Here is a 23818-nt window from a genome sequence, read left to right as displayed (position 1 = left end):
CCGCTGTAAGAGCGGAACCCATAGTCGCCATTACAAAAATAACGGATATGCCCCCGATTCATCGCGCCCACCCCGGCCTGCGCTTCTGCACAAACGCCTGAGTCCCCTCAACCCCTTCCTCACCACAAACCGCCTCGGCAAACCACTCGGCAGCCTGGTCCAACAACGGCCCCAAAACCTGCTCACCACTGGCCAGCAGCAACGCCTTGGTCCGCGCATTAGCCCCCGGAGCACACCGCAAAACCTGCCCCAACACCTCATCCAGCCGCTCCGCCAACGCCTGCGGATCGTGCTCCACAAAATGCACCAACCCCAACCGCAGCGCCTCAACCCCATCAAACCGCGCCGCCGTCAAAGCCAGCCGCCGCGCCTGGGTCAGCCCGATACGCTTCACCACGAACGGCGCAATCTGCGCCGGCAACAACCCAAGGCCGGTCTCCGGCAACCCAAACTGCGCCTGATGATCCGCAATCGCCACATCACTGACACACACCAACCCAAACCCGCCGCCCAACACGGCACCCTCAAGCACCACAATCACCACCTGCGGCAGCGCCTCCACTTCCTGCAACAGCGTGCCGAACGCCCGGTTCAACGCCTGCAAGCCTCCCGCGGCTCCCGCGCGAGCCATGTCCTTCACATCGCCACCGGCCGAAAAATGCCCACCCGCGCCGCTGATAACCAACGCCCGCACGCTCTTGTCCCCAGCCACATCGGCCAGTACCGCACGCAGTTCGTTGACCATTTCCAGGCTCATGGCATTGCGGCTGTCCGGCCGATTGAGGGTCACATGCAGCACCCCGTTATGCGGTTCCAGCAACAACGTGTTCACGACTTCTTCCCCGGCAGGGTGCCCATCAATTTGCAGATGATCCCCAGCATGATCTCGTCCGCCCCACCACCAATCGACACCAGCCGCACATCGCGATAAGCCCGGGCCACCGGGTTGTCCCACATGAACCCCATGCCGCCCCAATATTGCAGGCAACTGTCGCTGACTTCCCGGCCCAGGCGGCCGGCCTTGAGCTTGGCCATGGAGGCCAGGCGCGTCACGTCCTGGCCCTTGATGTACTGCTCGGTGGCCTGGTATACCAGCGCCCGCAGGCATTCGATTTCGGTGGACAGTTCGGCCAGGCGGAAGTGGATCACCTGGTTGTCGATCAGCGCCTTGCCGAAGGTCTTGCGTTCCTTGCAGTAATCGATGGTGCTGTCGATGCAGTACTCCAGGCCCTTGACCATATTGGCCGCGCCGAACAGCCGCTCTTCCTGGAACTGCAGCATCTGCATCATGAATCCCGCACCTTCATGGCCGATGCGGTTGCGCTGGGGGATGCGCACGTCGTCGAAAAACACCTGGGCGGTTTCCGAGCTGTGCATGCCGAGCTTTTCCAGGGGCGGGCTGACGCTGATGCCGGGGGTGTTCATCGGCACCATGATCAGCGACTTGTTGATGTGCGGCTTGTCGTCCGAGGTGTTGGCCAGCAGGCAGATGAAGTCGGCGCTCGGTGAGTTGGTGATCCACATCTTGCTGCCGTTGATCACGTAGTCAGTGCCGTCCTTGCGGGCATGGGTTTTCAGCCCGGCCACGTCGGAGCCGGCGCCGGTTTCCGAAACGCCGATGCAGCCCACCTGTTCGCCGCTGATGGCCGGGCGCAGGAATTCTTCGCGCAATTCATCGGAGCCGAAGCGGGCGAGGGCCGGGGTGCACATGTCGGTCTGCACGCCGATGGACATCGGGATGCCGCCGCAGCGAATGCTGCCGAACTCTTCGGCGGCGACGATCGAGTAGCTGTAGTCGAGGCCCATGCCACCGAATTTTTCCGGCTTGGAAATACCCAGCAAACCGAGGTCGCCGGCCTTGCGGAAGATCTCGTGGATCGGAAAGCGTCCGGCCTTTTCCCACTCATCCACATGCGGGTTGATCTCGCGCTCGACAAAGCCACGGACGGTGCGACGCAGTGCTTCGTGTTCCTGGGTGAAGATCATTTTTATTGTTCTCCCTATGGGGACGCGGGGCGTCCCGGGCTGCATTCCCACGCGGAGCGTGGGAACGATCATCAAAACCGCGCCACACCAAAGCTGTTGGGCTGTAACTGCCGCACCTCGGCCTCGTGGCAGATGTCCAGCAGAAACCCGAGCAAGGTCCGTGTATCCCGTGGGTCAATCAGCCCGTCGTCCCACAGGTTCGCGCTGCCATAGAGGGCGGTGGACTGGCTGTCGAGTTTCTGTGCGGTGACCTGTTCGAGCATGTCGAGCACCTTGGGGTCGGGCACCAGGCCGTCTTTCAGTTGCTTGGCTTCGGTGACGATCCGCAGCACCTTGCCCGCCTGGGCGCCGCCCATCACGGCGGTGCGGCTGTTGGGCCAGGCGAAGATAAAACGCGGGTCGAGCCCACGGCCGCACATCGCATAGTTGCCGGCACCGTAGGAGCCGCCGACGACGATGGTCAGTTTCGGCACCCGGGCATTGGCCACCGCCTGGATCATCTTCGCGCCGTGCTTGATCACGCCTTGCTGTTCCGACTCGGTGCCCACCATGAAGCCGGTGGTGTTGTGGAAAAACAGCAGCGGTGTCTGGCTCTGGTCGCACAGCTGGATAAATTGCGCGGCCTTGCTCGCACCCTTCGGGGTGATTGGCCCGTTGTTGCCGATAAAGCCACAGGCGCGGCCCTGGATATGCAGGTGGCCGCAGACGGTGTGCGGGTCGAACTCGCCCTTGAATTCGAGGAAGTTGGAAGCGTCCGCCAACCGCGCGAGGATTTCGCGCACGTCGTAGGGCTTTTTCGGATCGTCGGGGATCAGCCCCAACAGCTCGTCAATCGGGTACAGCGGCTCGCTGTAAGCGCGCTTTGGCACAGGCGGCAAGCGGTCATCCCACGGCAACAGGCTGACAATCTCACGCACGATGCGCACGCCGTCAGCGTCGTTTTCCGCCAGGTATTCAGCGGTGCCGGCGGTTTGCGCATGCATCTCGGCGCCGCCCAGTTCTTCATCGGTGGCGACTTCGCCGGTGGCGGCCTTGAGCAGCGGCGGGCCGGCCAGGAACAGCTTGGCCTTGCCACGCACCACCACCACGTAATCCGAAAGACCCGGCTGATAAGCGCCGCCCGCCGTGGCCGAGCCATGCACCACGGTGATCTGCGGCAGGCCCATGGCCGACATCCGCGCCTGGTTGGCGAAGCTGCGGGCGCCTTCGACGAAAATCTCGGCGGCGTAGTTGAGGTTGGCGCCGCCGCTTTCTGCCAGCGTCACCACCGGCAGTTTGTTTTCCATGGCGATCTGTTGCAGGCGCAGGGATTTTTTCAGGCCCGAGGGGGAAATGGTCCCGCCCTTGATCGCGCTGTTGTTGGCCACCACCAGCATGCGCACGCCGCTGACGTAGCCGATGCCGGCGATCAACCCGCCCCCAGCGGCGCTGCCGTCTTTGTCATCGTGCAGTTTGTAGCCGGCCAGGCTCGCCAGTTCGAGGAACGGCGCGCCGGGGTCGAGCAATAAATTCAGGCGTTCCCGTGGCAGCAGTTGCCCGCGCTTGTCGAACCTGGCCTTGGCTTCGGCGGCCTTGCCCAGCAGGTTTTGCTCCAGCTGGCGCAATTGATTGACGCCCGTGAGCATCGCTTCGCGGTTCTGCGCGAATTGCGGGCTGTGGGCGTCGAGTTGCGAGTCGATCACCGGCATGGCTTATTTCTCCTCCTTGAGCACGTCCGGCAAGTAAGCCCGGTGGAAACCATTAAAGGACACGCTCGGCGGTTGCGCCTTGTGCAGCGGCCAGGCGCGGCTGCCCAGGCTGGCGGCGCCGTCGATGCGCAAGGTGCTGCCGCTGACGAACGCGGCGGCGGGGCTGAGCAAGAACACAATCGCCGCGCTGACTTCCGATTCGGTGCCGATGCGCTTGAGCGGAACATGCTCGCGCAAGGTCGGGATCACCGCCTTGAATGCGCCTTCGTAGGTGTCCATGCCGCTGGAGGCAATCCAGCCCGGCGCCACGGCGTTGACCCGCACCCCCGCGTAACCCCATTCAAAGGCGGCGGTCTTGGTGAAGTTGTCCATGCCCGAACGTGCCGCACCGGAGTGCCCCATGCCGGGCATGCCGCCCCACATGTCGGCGAGCATGTTGACGATGGATCCGCCGTGCTTGCTCATGCTCTGGTTGAACACTTCCCGGGCCATCAGGAAACCGCCCACCAGGTTGGTGCGCAACACGGTTTCAAAGCCCTTCTGGTTGATCGACGCGAGCGGCGAGGGGTACTGGCCGCCGGCGTTGTTCACCAGGCCATGAATCGGGCCGTGCTCCTGGAGGATATGGCCGACCAGTGCCTTGACCGCTTCTTCATCACGAATATCGCAGGCCTGCCAGCTGGCGCGACCGCCGTCCTCACTGATCTCCGCCGCCACCGTTTGCAGTTTTTCCGGCTTGCGCCCCACCAGAATCACATGGGCGCCGAGGGCTGCCAGCTCGTGGGCGGTGCAACGGCCAATGCCACTGCCGCCGCCGGTAACGATGATGGTCTGCCCCTGGAACAGGTCGGCTTTGAAGATCGAGTCGAAGGCCACGGCGTGGGTCCTTTAAGTGAATTGATCGGCAATGTGCTGCGGCACGGCAATCGGGATTTCCAGCAACTGTTGGGCGAAGGCCTTGCCTTGGGGATCGATGCGCAGGCTGGCAATCCCGCCGCCACCCAGGGCGTTTTCCAGCAGGAAGTTCAGGCTGTGGCTACCGGGCAAATACCAGCGCTCGACGCGGCCGTGGATCGGGTCGAGCACGTGGCTCATCCAGTCGACGATCACTTCGGGCGTCAGCGCCTCGGCGATCCACGGCAGGTACTCGGGCTCGCGGGCGATCACCCCGATGTTGCTGTGGTTGCCCTTGTCGCCGGAGCGGGCCACGGCCAGCTTGACCAGCGGCACGTTGGCGTCGGCGCGGCCTTGGGGTTTGGGCGGATCGATCAATGCGATCGAGGTGTTCAGCGGTTTGGCGACGGGCAATTCGCAGGCATGCCGTTCGCCAAGGAAGTCGACCTGCAATTGGCAGGCGCTTTTATCGATCAGGAATGAAAACAACCGAATCAGCGGGTACACCGTGGGTCGCCCGCCGACGATTCCGGTGAGCCCCGGCGCCATGCCGGTGGCCGCCTGGGCAATCTCCCGGGCGAACAGCACCAGCGCCTGTTTGCTGGGGTGACGCACCGCCAGTTTCACCACCACTTCGCGGCAGTCCTGGCGTTGGGCATGGGGGCCGTAGGTGGCTTCGCTGCCCAGCAGTTCGATGTTGATGTCGGTGTAGGGCGCCCAGCCGCGCTGGCTGAACAGCTCTGAGGTCTTGTTGATGATCGCCTGGCTGACCCGTTCGGCCTTGGCCACCGCGTCGATCCCGGCGATCAGGCAACTGGCGGTGCAGCGAAAACCATCCGGGTAGGTGGCGCTGATCTTGTACTGGTCGGTGGGCGGCAGGCCTTTGGCGCCGTGCAGGTGCACGCGGTTTTTGCCTTGTTGCCGGAGCTTGACCTGGCTGAAGTCGCAGATCACGTCGGGCAACAGGTAGGCGCGCGGGTCGCCGATTTCATACAGCAGTTGCTCGGCGACGCTCAGTTCGCTGATCAGTCCGCCGGTGCCCTCGACCTTGCTGACGGTGAACTGGCCGTCGGCACTGACCTCCACAATCGGGAAACCGATGTGTTCGTAGTCCGGCACCTCCCGCCAATCGGTGAAGTTGCCGCCGGTGCACTGCGCGCCGCATTCGATGATATGCCCGGCCAATGCCGCCTGGGCCAGGCGGTCGTAGTCCTGCCAGGACCAGTCGAACTCATGCACCAGCGCCGCGCTGACCACCGCGCTGTCCACCACACGGCCGGTTATCACGATATCGGCACCCAGCTCCAGCGCCTGCACGATGCCGGGCGCGCCGAGGTAGGCGTTGGTGGATACGCACATCGGCGGCAAGGGCGCGCCGCTGAACATGTCGGTGACGCCTTGCAGTTGCTTGAACTGCGGTTGCAGGTCATCCCCCAGTAGTACGGCGATCTTCAACGGGATTCGGGCCTGGTCGCAGGCCGCCTGCAACGCGGCGGCGCAGGCCTGGGGGTTGATCCCGCCGGCGTTGCTGATCACGCGTATGCCCTGGCGCTGGATATCCGCCAGCAGCGGCGTCAGCACCTCGACGAAATCCGTGGCATAGCCGGCCTGGGGGTCTTTCATTCGCGCTCCGGCGAGGATCGACAGGGTGACTTCCGCCAGGTAGTCGAACACCAGGTAATCCAGCGTGCCGCCGTGCACCAACTGCGCAGCGGCGGTGCAGGTGTCGCCCCAGAAGGCGCTGGCGCAGCCGATGCGTACCGTCTTGTTCATGGGGCGTCCTTCCTCTGGTTTGCTGATACCAACACTACCAAGCAAGCGCTTGGTTTGTAAACTCTGGTCATAACTTTGCCCCAAGCGCTTGCTTGGTTGGCTGCCACGGCCTAAATTGCCGCCCAAGACGTAACCAGAAGTTAAGGAGAGCAGCATGGATGAGCAAAAAGCCCTGCGGGTGATGCGCACCATGGTCGACGCCGGCCAATTGACCGACCCCGACAGTGCCCGTGGCAAGCTGCTGCAAACCGCGGCCCACCTGTTTCGCAACAAGGGTTTTGAGCGCACCACCGTGCGTGACCTGGCCGGCGCGGTCGGGATCCAGTCCGGCAGCATCTTTCATCACTTCAAGAGCAAGGACGAAATCCTGCGGGCGGTGATGGAGGAAACCATCCACTACAACACCGCCCTGATGCGCGCTTCCCTGGCCGAGGCGAGCAACGTGCGCGAGCGGGTGCTGGCGCTGATTCGTTGCGAATTGCAGTCGATCATGGGCGGCAGTGGCGAGGCCATGGCGGTGCTGGTGTATGAATGGCGTTCCCTGTCGGCCGAGGGCCAGGCCCAGGTGCTGGCCTTGCGCGATATCTACGAAGAGATCTGGTTGCAGGTGCTGGGGGAGGCGAAAAACGCCGGTTACATCAAGGGCGATGTGTTTATCACGCGGCGTTTCCTGACGGGCGCCTTGTCCTGGACCACCACCTGGTTTCGCGCCCAGGGCAGCATGACCCTGGAGCAACTGGCCGACGAAGCCTTGCTGATGGTGTTGAAAGCTGACTAGCCCTTTCGCGCAAGCTATTAATTGTGTGGCAGAAAGTTGTCTCGATAGACAAAAACGCCTAGCTTAGCGGGATCAAAGTTTTCGACGGTGTGTGCCTTGATGTTTTCGCCTTGGCGATTGGCTGCAGGACTCTCAATATGGGCACTTGGCGCACTGTGGCTGATGCCTGCCTCGGCCGCCCAACTGGTGAGGGTCGGTGCTGCGCATTTCCCGCCATACACCGTGCGCCCGGAGCAGGGCGCCGACACCGGGTTGCTGCCGCAACTGGTGGAAGCCTTGAACGCCCTGCAAACCGACTACCAGTTTGTGCTGGTACCCACCTCGATTCCCCGGCGTTTTCGCGACTTCCAGCAAGGTCGGGTGGACATGGCGATCTTCGAAAACCCCAAGTGGGGCTGGCAGGATATTGCCCACACCGATGTCGACATGGGCCTGGAGGATGCGGAAATCTTCGTGGCCCAGCAGGAGCCCGGTCGCGACCAATCGTATTTCGCCGACCTGACCGGCAAGCGCCTGGCGGTGTTCAGCGGCTATCACTACGCGTTCGCCAATTTCAACCCCGACCCCAAGTACATGGCGGAGCACTTCAACGCCACCTTGACCTATTCCCACGACAGCAACCTGCTGATGGTCGCCCGGGGCCGGGCCGACATCGCCCTGGTGACACGTTCCTACCTCAGTGATTTCCTGGTGCGCAATGCCGATACGGCGGGGCAGTTCCTGGTGTCCGAGCGGATCGACCAGGTGTACCACCACTATGCGTTGCTGCGGCCCAAGGCGCCGATCACGGGGCCGGCGTTCGCCGGGCTGCTCAAGCAGCTGAGGGACAACGGCCAGTTGCTGAAGATCTTCGAGCCTTACCGCATCGATGTAATGCCGGTACCGTGATCGTCTAAATTTTTGCCCTCGGCTCACGTCACTTGTTGAACTGTCGACGATTCGTGAGCCCATCCCATGTCCAATCTGAATGACCTGTCAGTGCTGCCCTTGCCGGCGGGACCCGCCCTGAATGCTGATGAAACTGATAGCCGCCTGAGCCTCACCCTTGAGGGCCAGCCGCTGATTCGCCTGCGCCTTGAGCGGGGTGATGAGGTGCAGGTGCATTTGCAGGAGCCCGCCAGTGTGCCGGCTGCCCGTGCCTTGTGGGCGGCGTGTTATTGGCTGTTTGCCAGGGAGCCCGGGCGTCAGCGACTGGTCTGGTGTCTTGAGCATGCGCCGGAAGATGCCTTGCGCAGTGGGTTGCTGGTGGCGACCGGGGTTGCCGGGCAGTTTCATTGCGAGCGCACGTTGTTCTGGCAGTTGCCGCAACCGTGGCTGGGGCAATCTCTCACGGGGACTTATCCGCAGCAGATGATCATCAGCGGCGGCAAGCGTCATCCTGCCCGTGCGCCGAAGCCGCGGGGCGAGGTGTATCGGCGGTTTGATGCGCGGCTGGGGGCGTGGATTTCACTGCGTACGGTGGAGATTGATGTTGATCTGGCGCGCTTCAATCGTTGGCAGAACAGTGCGCGGGTGGCGAATTTCTGGCAGGAAACTGGCAGCCTGGAACAGCATCGGGAGTATCTGGACAAGCTGGAAGCGGATCCCCATGCGTTGACGTTGATTGGCTGTTTCGATGATGAGCCGTTTGCTTATTTCGAGGCGTATTGGGCGAAGGAGGATCGGATTGCGCCGTTTTATGATGCAGCGGATTACGATCGCGGGATTCATATGCTGGTGGGCGAAGAGCACCACCGTGGTCCGCACAAGGTAGCGAGCTGGTTGTCGGCGCTGGTGCATTACTTGTTTCTCGATGATCCGCGTACGCAGCGTGTGGTGGCTGAGCCTCGGGCGGATAACGGGAAGATGATTGGGCATATGCAGAATCAGTGTTTCCACTGTGAGAAGGAGTTTGATTTTCCTCATAAGCGGGCGGCGTTGATGATTCTGGGGCGGGAACGGTTTTTTGAGCGGTGTGGGTTGGTTTGACTGAGCAAAAAATCTGAGTGCACGAAGATCAAATGTGGGAGCGGGCTTGCTCGCGAAGCGCAGTGTCAGTCAATGCATGTGTGACTGATCCACCGCTTTCGCGAGCAAGCCCGCTCCCACATGGGATGTGTGGCGCGTCAGGCCCGCCGCGCAAACGTGTCGCTATGGGTCCCGGAAACCTTCCGGCAATGCACCAGCGCATCGCGAATCATAAAGTTCACCAACGTCGGTGAAACCCCCAGCTCCTTGGCAATATCCTTCTGCGGCACCCCGTGCAGCCGGTACATCTCAAACGCATAACGCGTGCGCTGAGGCAACTCGGTCAAGGCGTCGGCAATGTTCTCCAGCGTCGAAAAGTTGATGTGCGAGGTCTCAGGTGAAGCGCCGTGAATAACCACATTCAAGCCTTCCTCTTCCGTGCCGGAATATTTCAGCTCCAGCGCCTGCTTGCGGTAGTGATCAATAGCCAGGTTGCGCACGATCTGGAACAGGTAACTGAGCTGCGCCTTGAACGATGACGTGATGGTGGGGGCCGATTGCAACCGGAAGTAGGCGTCTTGCACCACGTCTTCGGCGCGGGATCGGCAGCCGGTAATACGCGCTGCGATCTTGACCAGGATCAGTCGATTGTCGACGAAGGCCTGGAGTAGGGGTGAGTCGCACCTGCCTGTGGATACTTGTTCCGTCATGGAAATCACCTTGTTGCAAGAGAAGGTTGGGGGAGGGCGTCCTTGCTGAGGCCTCCTACACATCGGGCAACAAATTATGCTTAATGATAATGATTGTCAAATGAGAAGACGAACTAATCTTATGCTTTATCGAGAGGTGTGAACGGCGTCTCGCTGACTAATTATTTCCCGGTGCCATCCGTTCTCATGGGTGAAAGGCCAGTTAACAAACCGGCCAAGGATCAGCGCCTGGAGGAGGACAAAATGGGTTTTTATCGTGTGAGCGGGAGTGGTCTGAAATGAACACGCCGGCTCGATTACGCCTGTTTTGCCTGCCTTACTCCGGCGCCAGCGCCATGGTCTACAGCCGCTGGCGGCGGGCGCTGCCGGAGTGGTTGCAGGTGCGGCCGCTGGAGTTGCCGGGGCGCGGCATGCGCATGGACGAGCCGTTGCAGCGCGATATCAAAAAACTGGCCGGGCAACTGGCTGATGAGATCCGCGCCGAGCTGGACGGCCCCTACGCCTTGTTCGGCCACAGCCTCGGCGGCCTGCTGGCCTTCGAGCTGGCCCATGCCCTGCGCGAACGGGGTGCGCCGCCGCCATTGGCGCTGTTTGCCTCGGGTACCGCCGGCCCGGCCTGTCGCGATGTCAGCGAATACGCCATCGAGAAAAACGACGAACAACTGATCGCCCGCCTGCGGGAACTCAAGGGCACGGGCGAAGACGTGCTGGCCAACGCCGAACTGATGCAGTTGATGCTGCCGATCCTGCGGGCCGACTTCCTGCTGTGCGGCAGTTTCGAATACGGCGAGCGTGAGCCGCTGAGCCTGCCCATCCATGTATTCGGCGGCAAGCAGGACACGGTGCGCGCCGATCAACTGCTGGACTGGCAGCAAGACACCGCCAGCGGTTTCTCCCTCGACATGTTCGACGGTCACCACTTCTTCCTGGTGCAGCACGAGAGTTCCGTACTGCGCTGTGTGCGGCGTTACGCCGACGAACACCTGGCCCGCTGGCGCAATGACGCCGCGCGGCAGATGGCCCGGGCAACCGGCTGAACAAGCCCCCCCGGCCACACATTCCCCGATTTCCCAGTAAGCCGATTTCAGGCAGGAACCCCATGATGGACGCCTTCGAACTTCCCCGCACCCTGGTTCAGTCCCTTCAACGCCGCGCCGCGCAAACCCCGGATCGACTGGCGTTGCGCTTCCTTGCCGAGACGGCCGAACAGAGCGTTGTCCTCAGTTACCGCGACCTCGACCTGCGCGCCCGCACCATTGCCGCCGCCTTGCAGGCCGACGCCAGGCGGGGCGATCGTGCGGTGCTGCTGTTCCCCAGCGGGCCGGATTACGTCGCGGCGTTCTTTGGTTGCCTGTACGCCGGGGTCATCGCGGTGCCGGCCTACCCGCCGGAGTCCGCCCGCCGTCATCATCAGGAGCGGCTGCTGTCGATCATTGCAGATGCCGAGCCGCGGTTGCTGCTGACCACGTCCAGCCTCGGTGATTCGCTGGCGCAACTCGAAGGCGCGCCGCAGTTGCTGTGCGTTGACAGCCTCCATGCCGAAATCGCGGGCAATTGGGTCGCGCCCAACTTGCAGGACGATGACATCGCCTTCCTGCAATACACCTCCGGCTCCACTGCGTTGCCCAAGGGCGTGCAAGTGACCCACGGCAACCTGGTGGCCAACGAGCTGCTGATTCGCCGGGGCTTCGGCATCGACCTGAACCCCGACGACGTGATCGTCAGCTGGTTGCCGCTGTACCACGACATGGGCCTGATCGGCGGGCTGCTGCAGCCGATCTTCAGCGGTGTGCCGTGCGTATTGATGTCGCCGGCGTACTTCCTTGGCCGGCCATTGCGCTGGCTCGAAGCGATCAGCGAATACGGCGGCACCATCAGCGGCGGGCCGGACTTCGCCTATCGCTTGTGCAGCGAGCGAGTCAGCGAATCGGCATTGGATCGCCTGGACCTGAGCAAATGGCGCGTGGCGTATTCCGGCTCCGAGCCGATCCGCCTCGACACCCTCGAACGCTTCGCCGAGAAGTTCGCCGCCTGCGGTTTTACCCCGAACAATTTCTTCGCCTCCTACGGCTTGGCGGAGGCCACCTTGTTCGTTGCCGGCGGCACCCGTGGCCACGGCATCCCGGCCCTGCGCCTGGACGAACAGGCTCTGGCCGCCAACCGCGCCGAGCCAGGGCAGGGCGCGGCGATCATGAGTTGCGGCACCAGCCAGCCCGCGCACGCGGTGCTGATTGCCGACCCCGCCACCCTGGCGACGCTCCCCGACAATGCCGTCGGTGAAATCTGGGCCACCGGCCCGAGCATCGCCCACGGCTACTGGCGCAACCCTGAAGCCACCGCCAAGACTTTCGTTCAGCACGAAGGCCGTACCTGGCTGCGGACCGGCGACCTCGGGTTTATCCGCGAAGGTGAAGTGTTCATCACCGGCCGGCTGAAAGACCTGCTGATCGTGCGGGGCCACAACCTGTATCCCCAAGACATCGAGCAATCCATCGAGCGTGAAGTGGAAGTGGTGCGCAAGGGGCGGGTCGCTGCGTTCGCGGTGAATGACCAGGGCCTGGAAGGCATCGGTATTGCTGCCGAAATCAGCCGCAGCGTGCAGAAAATCCTGCCGCCGGAGGCACTGATCAAAGCGATTCGCCAGGCGGTGGCCGAAGCCTGCCAGGAAGCGCCGAGCGTGGTGGTGTTGCTCAACCCCGGTGGCTTGCCGAAAACGTCCAGCGGCAAGGTGCAGCGCTCGGCCTGCCGCACACGCCTGGCGGACGGCAGCCTCGACAGTTATGCGCAGTTCCCTGGCGTGCAAGCGCAGGCGGGTGATGCGGTGCTGGCGTCCGAGCTGCAAAGCCGGATTGCCGCGATCTGGTGCGAGCAATTGCAGGTGACGCAGGTCGCCGCCGACGATCACTTCTTCCTGCTGGGGGGCAACTCCATCAGCGCCACCCAGGTCGTAGCCCGGCTGCGGGAAACCCTCGGCCTGGAACTGAACCTGCGCCTGTTGTTCGAAGCGCCCACCCTGGCCGCCTTCGCCACCAGCGTCGGGCAATTGCAGCAGGACGGCGGCGTGGCCCAAGGCGCAATCCATGCGTTGTCGCGCCAGGAAGACCTGCCGCAATCCCTCGCGCAAAACCGCTTGTGGATCACCTGGCAACTCGACCCGCACAGCAGCGCCTACACCATCCCCGGCGCCTTGCGGTTGCGCGGCGAGCTGGATGAAGACGCGGTGCGCTCAAGCTTCCAGCAATTGATCCAGCGCCACGAAGCCCTGCGCACGCGCTTCTTTGAGCGCGATGGCCAGGCCTTCCAGCGGGTCGACGCCCAGGCTGATTTCAACCTGCAAGTCATCGACCTCAGCGATTTGCCTGCCGCCGAGCGGGAAGCCCGTGCCAAGCAGATTCGTGAAGACGAAGCCCGCACCCAGTTCGACCTGGAGAAAGGCCCGCTGCTGTGGGTAACGCTGGTACGCCTGGATGACGAAGACCACCAACTGCTGGTGACCCTGCACCACATCATCGCGGACGGCTGGTCGCTGAACGTGTTGATCGACGAATTCTCGCGACTGTACGCCGCTGCGTCCCAGGGCCAACCCCTGGAGCTGCCAGCGCTGGCCCTGCAATACGCCGACTACGGAAGTTGGCAGCGCCAGTGGCTGGCCGAAGGCGAGGGCCAGCGGCAACTGGCTTACTGGAAACAACAACTGGGCGACGAGCACCCAACCCTGAGCCTGGCCACCGATCACCCGCGTTCGGCGCAGCACCTGCGCAGTGCCTCGCGTCACAGTGTGCGTGTGAGCGCGAGCCTCGGCGAAGCCATTCGCAAGACTGCCCAAAGCCACGAATCCACGCCGTTCATGCTGTTGCTCGCGGCGTTCCAGAGCCTGCTCTATCGCTACAGCGGTCAGCGCGATATCCGCATCGGCGTGCCCAACGCCAACCGTCCGCGCCAGGAAACCCAAGGCCTGATCGGGTTCTTTATCAACACCCTCGTACTGCGCGCCGAACTGGATGCGCGCCTGCCCTTCGCCGAGTTGCTGACGGCAACCCGCACCGCAGCGCTGGGTGCCCAGGCCCATCAGGACCTGCCTTTCGAACAACTGCTGGAAGCCTTCCCCCAAGCTCGGGAACAAGGCCTGTTCCAGGTGATGTTCAACCACCAGCAACGTGACCTCGGCGCCCTGCGCCGCTTGCCGGGCCTGCTTGCCGACGAGCTGGCATGGCACAGCCGCGAAGCCAAGTTCGACCTGCAACTGCACACTGAAGAAGACCGCAACGGGCGCCTGAGCCTGTCCTTCGACTACGCCGATGAGCTGTTCGACGCCGCCACCATCGAGCGCCTGGCCGGGCACTTCATCAACCTGCTGCAAGCCATTTGCGAGCAACCACAACAGGCCATCGGCGACCTGAAGCTGTTGCACGTCGACGAGCAGCGCCAACAACAGCAGTGGAGCGCTGCGCCGTGCACACCGGCGCAGCGCTGGCTGCCGGAACACCTCAACCAACACGTCTCGGAACGCACCGCACTGGTGTGGCAGGACGGCAGTCTGACCTTCGCGCAATTGCACACCCAGGCCAACCGCCTGGCCCATTACCTGCGGGACAAGGGCGTGGGCCCGGACGTGTGCGTGGCCATCGCCGCCGAGCGTTCGCCGCAACTGCTGATCGGCCTGCTGGCAATCATCAAGGCCGGCGGCGCCTATGTGCCGCTGGACCCGGATTATCCCGCCGAACGCCTGGGCTACATGCTCAAGGACAGCGGCGTGCAACTGCTGCTGACCCAGACTTCACTGCTGGAACAACTGCCCACGGCGCAAGGCGTGTGCGTCATCGCCATGGACAGCCTCAAGCTCGACCGTTGGCCGACCCACGCGCCGGGTTTGCACCTCAATGGCGACAACCTCGCCTATGTGATCTACACCTCCGGCTCCACCGGCCAGCCCAAGGGCGTGGGCAACACCCATGCCGCGCTGGCCGAGCGCTTGCAGTGGATGCAAGCCACCTACCAATTGGATGAAACCGATGTGCTGATGCAAAAGGCGCCCATCAGTTTCGACGTGTCGGTGTGGGAGTGTTTCTGGCCGCTGATCACCGGTTGCCGCCTGGTGCTGGCCGGCCCCGGCGAGCATCGCGATCCCCATCGCATCGCGCAGTTGGTGCAGGAACACGGCGTGACCACGCTGCACTTTGTGCCGCCGCTGTTGCAGCTGTTTGTCGACGAACCGTTGGCTGCCGAATGCACCAGCCTGCGTCGCCTGTTCTCCGGCGGTGAAGCGCTGCCTGCCGAGTTGCGCAACCGGGTGCTGGCGCAGTTGCCGGCGGTGCAGTTGCACAATCGGTATGGCCCCACCGAAACCGCGATCAACGTGACGCACTGGCATTGCCAGGCCGAGGACGGCGAGCGTTCGCCGATTGGCCGGCCGCTGGGCAATGTGATTTGCCGGGTGCTGGATGATCAGTTCGAGCCGCTGCCGGCGGGTGTGCCGGGTGAGTTGTGCATCGGTGGCATCGGCCTGGCCCGGGGTTACCTCGGGCGTGCGGGGCTGACCGCCGAACGCTTTGTCGCCGACCCGCTGGGTGAGGCGGGCGCACGCCTGTATCGCACCGGTGACCGCGTGCGCTGGAGCACCGACGGTGTGCTGGAATATCTCGGGCGCCTGGATCAGCAGGTCAAACTGCGTGGCTTCCGTGTCGAGCCTGAAGAAATCGAAGCCCGCCTGCTGGCTCTCGACGGCATCGCCCAAGCGGTGGTGCTGGTGCGGGAAACCGCAGCCGGTGCGCAGTTGATCGGTTACTACACCGCCAGCGAACCGTTGGATGAACAGGACGTAAAAACCGCCCTGGCCGCCGAGCTGCCGGAGTACATGGTCCCGGCGCAGTTGATGCGCCTGGACGCGATGCCCCTGAGCCCAAGCGGCAAACTGGATCGCCGCGCCTTGCCGGAACCGGTGTGGCAGGTACGTGAGCACGTCGAACCTGAAACAGCGCTGGAACAGCAAATCGCCGCGATCTGGCGTGAAGTCCTGGCGCTGCCACGCATCGGCCTGCGGGACGACTTCTTCGCCCTTGGCGGCCATTCGTTGCTGGCGACGCAAATCATCTCCCGCACCCGCCAAGCCTGTGACGTCGAACTGCCGTTGCGCACGCTGTTCGACGCCAGCGAGCTGGGGGCTTTCGCCGAGCAGGTCCGGCTGATCCAGGCCGCCGGGCAACGTAACCAACAGCTGGCCATCGGCAAGGTCGACCGCAGCCAACCGGTGCCACTGTCCTATTCCCAGCAGCGCATGTGGTTCCTCTGGCAGATGGAGCCCGACAGCCCGGCGTATAACGTCGGCGGCATGGCGCGCTTTCGCGGGGTGCTGGACGTGGGCCGTTTCGAGGCGGCGTTGCAGGCCTTGATCATGCGTCACGAAACCCTGCGCACCACGTTCCCGAGCATCAATGGCGTGGCGCAGCAGAAGGTCGCGGCGCAAACCGGCGTGCGCATGGATTGGCAGGACTTCTCTGCGTTGAATGAGGCCGAGCGCCAACGGCGAGTGCAACAACTGGCCGACCATGAAGCCCACTCGCCTTTCAATCTGGAAACCGGCCCATTGCTGCGCGCCTGCCTGGTCAAGGCCGGCGAGCAGGAACATTACCTGGTGCTGACCCTGCACCATATCGTCACCGAAGGCTGGGCCATGGACATCTTTGCCCGTGAACTCAGCGCGCTGTATGAAGCGTTCATCGACGACCGCGAATCGCCACTGGCGCCACTGCCGGTGCAGTACCTCGACTACAGCGTGTGGCAGCGCCAGTGGCTGGAGTCCGGCGAACGCCAGCGCCAACTGGATTACTGGACCGCGCAACTGGGCACCGAACATCCGCTGCTGGAACTGCCGGCCGACCGTCCGCGGCCGCCGGTGCAAAGTCACCAGGGCGAGCTGTACCGTTTTGACTTGAGCGACGACCTCGCCGCCCGCGTGCGTGCCTTCAACGCCGAACGCGGCCTGACCCTGTTCATGACCATGACCGCCACCCTCGCGGTATTGCTCTACCGCTACAGCGGCCAGACTGACCTGCGCATCGGTGCGCCGGTGGCCAACCGGATTCGCCCGGAAAGCGAAGGGCTGATTGGCGCATTTCTCAACACCCAGGTGCTGCGTTGCCAGCTCAACGGGCAGATGAGTGTCGGCGAACTGTTTGACCAGGTTCGCCACACCGTGATCGAAGGCCAGTCCCATCAGGACCTGCCGTTCGACCATCTGGTGGAGGCCCTGCAACCAACCCGCAGCGCGGCGTACAACCCGCTGTTCCAGGTGATGTGCAACGTGCAGCGCTGGGAATTCCAGCAAAGCCGCACCCTGGCCGGGATGACCGTCGAATACCTGGCCAACGATGCCCGCGCCACCAAGTTCGACCTCAACCTGGAGGTCACCGACCTCGATCATCGCCTGGGTTGCTGCCTGACCTACAGCACCGACCTGTTCGACGAGCCGCGTATTGCGCGCATGGCGGCGCATTGGCAAAACCTGCTGGAAGCCTTGCTTGCCGATCCGCAACAGCGCCTGAGTGAGTTGCCGTTGCTGGAGGCTGGCGAACAGCGCGCCCTGCGAGACAGCCTTGGCATTGAGGCTGGCGAGCATCGCCTCGACCAGTGCATCCATCACCTGTTCAGCGAGCAGGCCCTGGCCCGTGCCGATGCACCGGCGTTGACCTTTGCCGGGCAGACCCTGAGCTACAGCGAACTCGACAGCCGTGCCAATCGCCTGGCCTGGATGCTCCGCGAGCGCGGCGTGGGCCCGCAGGTGCGGGTCGGCCTGGCGTTGCCGCGTTCGCTGGAGATGGTGGTTGGCCTGCTGGCAATCCTCAAGGCCGGCGGCGCCTATGTGCCGCTGGACCCGGAATACCCGCTGGACCGCCTGCACTACATGATCGAAGACAGTGGCATCGGCCTGTTGCTCAGCGATGCCGCGATGTTCGACGCATTGGGCGAACTGCCTGAGAGTGTCGGCCGCTGGTGCCTGGAAGATGACCTGCCGACCCTGGCGGACTACCCGGCAAGCGAGTTGCCTTTCATCAGCCTGCCGCAACATCAGGCCTACTTGATCTACACCTCCGGTTCCACCGGCAAGCCCAAGGGCGTGGTGGTGTCCCACGGTGAAATCGCCATGCATTGCCAGGCGGTGATCGAACGCTTCGGCATGCGCCCGGATGACTGCGAGCTGCACTTCTATTCCATCAACTTTGACGCTGCCACCGAGCGTCTGCTGGTGCCGTTGCTCAGTGGTGCCCAGGTGGTGTTGCGGGCCCAGGGCCAGTGGGACGCGGAAGAAATCTGCGGGCTGATTCGTCGGCACCGCATCAATATCCTGGGCTTCACCCCAAGCTATGGCAGCCAGTTGGCCCAATGGCTGGCCACGCAAGACCAGACCCTGGCGGTGCGCATGTGCATCACCGGCGGTGAGGCCCTGACCGGCGAACACTTGCAGCGCATTCGCGCGGCATTCAAGCCGGCGCTGTTTTTCAACGCCTATGGCCCGACTGAAACCGTGGTGATGCCGTTGGCCAGCCTGGCCCCGGAAGCCCTGGAAGAGGGCGCCGGCAGCGTGCCGATCGGCAGCATCATCGGCGCGCGTGTGGCCTACATTCTGGATGCGGATCTGGCGCTGGTGCCGCAAGGCGCGACGGGTGAGTTGTACGTCGGCGGTGCCGGCCTGGCCCACGGGTATCACCAGCGTCCGGGCATGACCGCGGAGCGCTTTGTCGCGGATCCGTTTGCCACGAATGGCGGTCGCCTGTATCGCACCGGTGACCTGGTGCGCCAGCGTGCCGATGGCCTGGTGGAATACCTCGGTCGTATCGACCATCAAGTGAAGATTCGCGGGTTCCGCATCGAGCTGGGGGAAATTGAAACCCGCCTGCTGGAACACGAGGCGGTGCGTGAAGCGGTGGTGTTGGCGCTGGACTCACCGAGCGGCAAACAGTTGGTGGCCTATCTGGTCAGCGACCAGGAGCAGGGCGCGCTGCGTGAATCCCTCAAGGCGCATCTGAAAGCGCAGCTGCCGGACTACATGGTGCCCGCGCACCTGATCGTCCTCGACAGCATGCCGCTGACCGCCAACGGCAAACTCGACCGCCGCGCCTTGCCGCAGCCGGACCCCGAGGCGAATCGTCAACAGTACGTGGCGCCGCGCAACGAGCTGGAGCAAACCCTGGCGGCCATCTGGTGCGCGGTACTGAACGTGCAACAGGTAGGCCTTGACGACAACTTCTTCGAGTTGGGCGGCGACTCGATCCTGTCGATCCAGGTGGTCAGCCGGGCCCGGCAGGCGGGGATTCATTTCAGCCCGCGTGATTTGTTCCAGCACCAGACCGTGCAAACCCTGGCCGCCGTGGCGACCCGCAGCGAGCAGGTCAGCGCCGAACAAGGCGTGTTGACCGGCGCGTCCGGGCTGACGCCGATCCAGCACTGGTTCTTCGACACCGACATCCCGGAGCGCCAACACTGGAACCAGGCATTGCTGCTGGAGCCGGTTCAGGCCCTGGAACCTCATCGCCTGGAGCAAGCGTTGCTGGCGGTGCTGGAACATCACGACGCCCTGCGCCTGAGCTTCACCCAGCGCGACGCCCAATGGCACGCCGAACACTTGGCGGTGCCGGAAGGCGGCCTGCTGTTGCAGGCTCAGGTGGCGGACATGGAGCAGTGCGGCGCGCTGTTCACCGACACCCAGCGCAGCCTCAACCTCGCCCATGGCCCGTTGTTGCGCGCGTTGCTGGTGGACGGCCCGCAAGGCCAGCGCCGGCTGCTGATCGCGATCCATCACCTGGTGGTGGACGGCGTTTCCTGGCGGGTATTGCTGGAAGATTTGCAGACCGTGTATCGCCAGTTGAGCGACGGCCAGCCGGTCAACCTGCCGGCCAAGACCAGCGCCTTGCGCGACTGGGCGGCGCGGTTGCAGGCGTATGCCGGCAGCGAATCCCTGCGTGAGGAGCTGCACGTGTGGCAGCAACAGTTGGCCGGCCCTGCCGTTGAGTTGCCGGTGGATCGCCCACAGGGTTCGCTGCGCAATCGCGACGCCGATACCGTCAGCGTGCGCCTGGATGCCGAGCGCACCCGCCAGTTGTTGCAGCAGGCGCCAAGTGCCTACCGCACCCAGGTCAACGATTTGCTGCTGACCGCCCTGGCCCGTGTGCTGTGCCGTTGGAGTGGCCATGAATCCGCATTGATCCAGCTGGAAGGCCACGGCCGCGAACCGCTATTCGACGAGATCGACCTGACCCGCAGCGTCGGCTGGTTCACCAGCGCCTACCCGCTGCGCCTGACCCCGCTGCATATCGAAGAGGCCGCCGGGCAGGGCGCCTCGATCAAGGCGATCAAGGAGCAACTGCGCGGCGTGCCCCACAAAGGGTTGGGTTATGGCGTGCTGCGCTACCTGGCCGACGACCTGTGCCGCCAGACCATGGCCGCGTTGCCGACCGCCAGTATCACCTTCAACTACCTCGGCCAGTTCGACCAGAGCTTTGGCGCCGACGCACTGTTCCACCCGCTGGACGAGTCCGCCGGGATCGCCCACGACCCGGACGCGCCGTTGCCCAACGCGCTGAGTGTCGACAGCCAGGTGTACGGCGGTGAGCTGGTGCTGCGCTGGACCTTCAGCCGCGAGCGTCACCACAGCCAGACCATCGCTGAACTGGCGGACGCTTACCTGGCGGAACTGCAAAGCCTGATCGAACATTGCCTCAAGGCAGACGCGGGCGGCCTTACGCCGTCGGACTTCCCGCTGGCGCACCTGACCCAGGGGCAACTCGATGCGCTGCCGGTGCCGGCCAATGCCATCGAAGACGTGTACCCGCTGACCCCGATGCAGGAAGGCTTGCTGCTGCACACCCTGCTGGAACCGGGCACCGGCCTCTACTACATGCAGGACCGCTACCGCATCAACAGCGCCCTGGACCCCGAGCGTTTCGCCCAGGCCTGGCAGGCGGTGATCGCCCGTCATGAAGCCTTGCGCGCCTCGTTCTGCTGGAACGTCGGCGAAGACATGTTGCAGGTTATCCACAAGCCCGGCAGCACGCCGATCGAGTACCTCGACTGGAGCCAGGAGCCGGAAAGCGAGCAGGAACCGCGCCTGCAAGCGTTGCTGAAAAGCGAGCGTGAAGCCGGTTTCGATCTGCTTAACCAGGCGCCCTTCCACCTGCGGCTGATCCGCGTAGGCGAAGCCCGCTACTGGTTCATGATGAGCAACCACCACATCCTGATCGATGCGTGGTGCCGCTCGCTGCTGATGAACGATTTCTTCGACATCTACATGGCCCTCGGCGAAGGTCGCGAAGCGCAACTGGCGACGCCACCGCGTTACCGCGATTACATCGCCTGGCTGCAACGCCAGAACCTCGCCGAGGCGCGCCAGTGGTGGCAGCAGAACCTGCAAGGGTTCGAACGCACCACACCGATTCCGAGCGACCGGCCGTTCCTGCGCGAGCATGCCGGCCACAGCGGCGGCATGGTGGTAGGCGACTGCTACACCCGCCTGGATGTGCGCGACGGCGCGCAATTGCGCGAGCTGGCCCAGGCTCATCAATTGACGGTGAACACCTTCGCCCAGGCGGCATGGGCCCTGGTGCTGCGGCGCTTGAGTGGCGATCGCGACGTGCTGTTCGGCGTCACCGTGGCAGGGCGCCCGGTAGAGATGCCCGAGATGCAGCGCACTGTCGGGCTGTTTATCAACAGTATCGCCTTGCGGGTCAAGCTGCCGGAGGACGATCAGCAGTGCAGCGTGCGCCAATGGTTGAGCGGCCTGCTCGACAGCAATATGCAACTGCGCGAGTACGAGTACCTGCCGCTGGTGACCATCCAGGAGCACAGCGAACTGCCGAAAGGCCAGCCGCTGTTCGACAGCCTGTTCGTGTTCGAGAACGCCCCGGTGGAAGTCTCGGTACTGGACCGTGCGCAAAGCCTGAATGCCACCTCGGATTCCGGTCGCACCCACACCAACTTCCCGCTGACGGCCGTGTGCTACCCGGGCGATGACCTGGGCTTGCACCTGTCCTACGACCAGCGTTATTTCGATGAAACCACCGTGCAAGGCATGCTCGCTGAATTCAAGCGGCTGCTGCTGGCGCTGGTGCAGGGCTTCCATGGCGACATGGCCGACTTGCCGCTGATTGGCGAGCAGGAGCGTGAGTTCCTGGTGGACGGCTGCAACCAGAGCGAGCATGAATATCCGCTGGAGCGCAGTTACATCGAGCTGTTCGAAGCCCAGGTGGCACAGCATCCACAGCGGATTGCCGCCAGTTGCCTGGATCAGCAATGGACCTACTCTGAGCTGAACCGGCGCAGTAACCGCCTGGGTCATGCGCTGATTGCCGCGGGTGTCGGGCTGGACCAACCGGTGGCGTTGCTGGCTGAACGTAATCTGGATTTGCTGGGCATGATCATCGGCAGCTTCAAGGCCGGCGCGGGTTACTTGCCGCTGGATCCGGGGCTGCCGACCCAGCGCTTGAGCCGGATCATCGACCTCAGTCGTACGCCGTTGCTGGTGTGCACCGAGGCTTGTCGGGAACAGGCGGATCTGTTGCTGGAAGAGTTTGCCTGTGGCTCGCGACCGAGGCTGCTGGTGTGGGAGGAGCTGGTGGGTTCAGAGCAGAACCCGGGCATCTACAGCGCGCCGGATAACCTGGCCTACGTGATCTACACCTCGGGCTCCACTGGCCTGCCCAAGGGCGTGATGGTCGAACAGCGCGGCATGCTCAATAACCAGTTGAGCAAGGTGCCGTATCTGCAACTGACTGAGCACGATGTGATCGCCCAGACCGCCTCGCAAAGTTTCGATATCTCGGTGTGGCAGTTCCTCGCGGCACCGCTGTTCGGGGCGCGGGTGGACATTGTGCCGAATACCATTGCCCATGATCCGCAAGGCTTGCTCGCTCACGTCCAGGCCCAGGGCATTACCGTGCTGGAAAGCGTGCCGTCACTGATCCAGGGCATGCTCGCCCAAGACCGCATGAGCCTGGATGGCTTGCGCTGGATGCTGCCGACGGGTGAAGCGATGCCGCCGGAACTGGCGCACCAGTGGTTGCTGCGTTATCCGCAGATTGGCCTGGTCAACGCGTATGGCCCGGCGGAATGTTCGGACGACGTGGCGTTCTTCCGCGTCGACCTGGCGTCGACCCGTGGCACTTATCTGCCGATTGGTACGCCGACCGACAACAACCGGTTGTACCTGCTGGACGGCGCGCTGGAATTGGTGCCCCAAGGCGCGGTTGGCGAGTTGTGCGTGGCCGGGACCGGCGTGGGTCGTGGTTATGTCAGCGATCCGCTGCGCACGGCGCAAGCGTTTGTGCCGAATCCATTTGGTGCGGACCGGTTGTATCGAACAGGGGATTTGGCCCGCCGTCGCAGCGACGGTGTGTTGGAGTACGTCGGGCGCATCGACCATCAGGTGAAGATTCGCGGTTACCGGATCGAGCTGGGTGAAATCGAAGCGCGCCTGCATGAGCAGCCTGAAGTGCGGGATGCGGCGGTGGGCGTGCAGGAGGGCGTCAACGGCAAGCATCTGGTGGGCTACCTGGTGGCGGCGGATGCGCAGCTCAACCCGGGTGAGCGCCTCGATCGCATCAAGCAACGCCTGCGGGCCGAGCTGCCGGAATACATGGTGCCGTTGCATTGGTTGTGGCTCGACCGGTTGCCGCTGAACGCCAACGGCAAGCTGGACCGCAAGGCCTTGCCGGCACTGGAGATCGGCCAGTTGCACAGCCAGGAATATCTGGCGCCGCGCAATGAGCTGGAGCAGACGCTGGCCGGGATCTGGGCCGAGGTGCTCAAGGTCGAGCGCGTCGGCGTGCAGGACAACTTCTTCGAACTGGGCGGGCATTCGTTGCTGGCCACGCAGATAGCTTCACGGGTGCAGAAGACGCTGCAGCGGGATGTGCCGTTGCGGGCGATGTTCGAGTGCAGCACGGTGGAGGCGTTGGCGGGGTATATCGACGGGCTGGCGGCGAATGAGATCAGCGCCGAGAAGGTGGATCGGTTGAGTGATTTGATGGCGGAGCTGGAGGGTTTTTAACTCG

At 63.7% G+C, this 23818-nt stretch carries 11 protein-coding genes; 5 read left to right on the top strand and 6 right to left on the bottom strand.

Annotated elements, in window-relative coordinates:
• Positions 1-58 precede the first annotated feature (58 nt).
• From HX815_RS20905 to HX815_RS20885, 5 genes are all read right to left on the bottom strand, one after another.
• Entirely contained in the window at positions 59-832 is a 774-nt protein-coding gene (locus tag HX815_RS20905; RefSeq protein WP_008431696.1) for an enoyl-CoA hydratase/isomerase family protein, read from the bottom strand.
• Positions 829-1986 (bottom strand): citronellyl-CoA dehydrogenase, encoded by a 1158-nt coding sequence (atuD, locus tag HX815_RS20900; protein WP_003209038.1) that lies wholly within the window; start codon positions 1984-1986, stop codon positions 829-831. Before atuD ends, HX815_RS20905 begins: the two co-directional genes overlap by 4 nt.
• Positions 1987-2057: 71 nt before the next feature.
• The gene (gene atuC / locus HX815_RS20895) at positions 2058-3674 is read right to left on the bottom strand and encodes a geranyl-CoA carboxylase subunit beta (protein WP_177028813.1); all 1617 of its coding nucleotides are present in this window, start codon (positions 3672-3674) and stop codon (positions 2058-2060) included.
• Positions 3675-3677: 3 nt separating this feature from the next.
• Positions 3678-4550: an SDR family oxidoreductase gene (locus HX815_RS20890; protein ID WP_177028812.1), complete on the bottom strand. Its 873-nt coding sequence runs from the start codon at positions 4548-4550 to the stop codon at positions 3678-3680.
• Between the two features lie 12 nt (positions 4551-4562).
• Entirely contained in the window at positions 4563-6341 is a 1779-nt protein-coding gene (locus tag HX815_RS20885; protein ID WP_177028811.1) for an acyclic terpene utilization AtuA family protein, read from the bottom strand.
• A 154-nt stretch (positions 6342-6495) separates the two neighbouring features.
• On the opposite strand from HX815_RS20885, the gene HX815_RS20880 reads away from it, so the two are divergent.
• From HX815_RS20880 to HX815_RS20870, 3 genes are all read left to right on the top strand, one after another.
• Positions 6496-7119 (top strand): TetR/AcrR family transcriptional regulator, encoded by a 624-nt coding sequence (locus HX815_RS20880; protein WP_087695088.1) that lies wholly within the window; start codon positions 6496-6498, stop codon positions 7117-7119.
• A 99-nt stretch (positions 7120-7218) separates the two neighbouring features.
• Entirely contained in the window at positions 7219-8007 is a 789-nt protein-coding gene (locus tag HX815_RS20875) for an ABC transporter substrate-binding protein (protein WP_083853176.1), read from the top strand.
• Between the two features lie 66 nt (positions 8008-8073).
• A complete protein-coding gene (locus HX815_RS20870) occupies positions 8074-9087 on the top strand; it encodes a GNAT family N-acetyltransferase (RefSeq protein WP_003209026.1) in 1014 nt (337 codons plus the stop codon).
• Between the two features lie 137 nt (positions 9088-9224).
• Here HX815_RS20870 and HX815_RS20865 read toward each other — a convergent pair whose 3' ends face one another.
• Entirely contained in the window at positions 9225-9776 is a 552-nt protein-coding gene (locus HX815_RS20865) for an RNA polymerase factor sigma-70 (RefSeq protein WP_003209024.1), read from the bottom strand.
• A 278-nt stretch (positions 9777-10054) separates the two neighbouring features.
• Between HX815_RS20865 and HX815_RS20860 the strand changes: the two genes are divergently transcribed.
• Together HX815_RS20860 and HX815_RS20855 are read left to right on the top strand one after the other, a co-directional pair.
• A complete protein-coding gene (locus tag HX815_RS20860) occupies positions 10055-10813 on the top strand; it encodes a thioesterase II family protein (protein WP_177023348.1) in 759 nt (252 codons plus the stop codon).
• Between the two features lie 62 nt (positions 10814-10875).
• Positions 10876-23814, top strand: coding sequence for a non-ribosomal peptide synthetase (locus HX815_RS20855; RefSeq protein ID WP_177028810.1), 12939 nt, complete (start codon positions 10876-10878; stop codon positions 23812-23814).
• The last annotated feature ends 4 nt before the right edge of the window (positions 23815-23818 follow it).

The sequence above is a fragment of the Pseudomonas sp. E6002 genome, from assembly GCF_013385565.1.
Classification (GTDB): domain Bacteria; phylum Pseudomonadota; class Gammaproteobacteria; order Pseudomonadales; family Pseudomonadaceae; genus Aquipseudomonas.
The sequence above is the reverse complement of the archived record's forward strand: the minus strand, read 5'-3'. Positions and strand labels throughout refer to the sequence as shown.